The 758-nt window shown below is 41.8% G+C and carries 2 tRNA genes and 1 rRNA gene; all 3 read right to left on the reverse strand.

Going from position 1 to position 758, the window contains the following annotated elements:
• Nucleotides 1–256 precede the first annotated feature (256 nt).
• Nucleotides 257–332: transfer RNA gene (locus MO387_RS20765), tRNA-Ala, on the reverse strand.
• A 138-nt stretch (nucleotides 333–470) separates the two neighbouring features.
• A tRNA-Ile gene (locus MO387_RS20770) sits at nucleotides 471–547 on the reverse strand.
• A 99-nt stretch (nucleotides 548–646) separates the two neighbouring features.
• A 16S ribosomal RNA gene (locus tag MO387_RS20775) occupies nucleotides 647–758 on the reverse strand; the annotation flags it as partial.

Here is a 758-nt window from a genome sequence, read left to right on the forward strand (position 1 = left end):
CAAAGAATAATTTACTTTTGAATATTCAAGACACTTAATAAAGTGTTTGAGAACTCATGATGCAAACGTTTCCACGTTTACATCGTTTTGTAATTAATCACATGACAGACTCATGCAATTAAATACTATCAGCTTTCCAAATTGTTAAAGAGCGGGCTTAAAAAAGCCAAAGATAATTTTTAAGTTTATCTTTGGCATCTCTATCCATAATGCATATGCCTTATTACTTTGCAATAAAGTCAGAATAAGGTGTAAATGGTGGAGCTATGCGGGATCGAACCGCAGACCTCCTGCGTGCAAGGCAGGCGCTCTCCCAGCTGAGCTATAGCCCCATTTACATGCAGTGCGAGTAAGTAAGATGTTCCAAACCTCTAAAAGGATTGGTTTGCCAAATCAAGTTATCCGCGGCAAATTAACGCGACGTTTAGTTCACTAAACGAGTGTTAATTTAACAAAGGAGAACGAAGATTTGGTGGGTCAGAGTGGACTTGAACCACCGACCTCACCCTTATCAGGGGTGCGCTCTAACCAGCTGAGCTACAGACCCATCTTTGATGAACCTATTTAACTAGGTTTATCTTTTACTCTTTCTTCTATCAAGCAAATCTGTGTGAACACTCAACAAACATTAAGTTAGTCGTATAGGTAAGGAGGTGATCCAGCCCCAGGTTCCCCTAGGGCTACCTTGTTACGACTTCACCCCAGTCATGAACCACAAAGTGGTGAGCGCCCCCCCGAAGGTTAAGCTACCCACTTCT

Source organism: Shewanella sp. N2AIL, from assembly GCF_022690845.1.
Classification (GTDB): Bacteria; Pseudomonadota; Gammaproteobacteria; order Enterobacterales; family Shewanellaceae; genus Shewanella; species Shewanella baltica.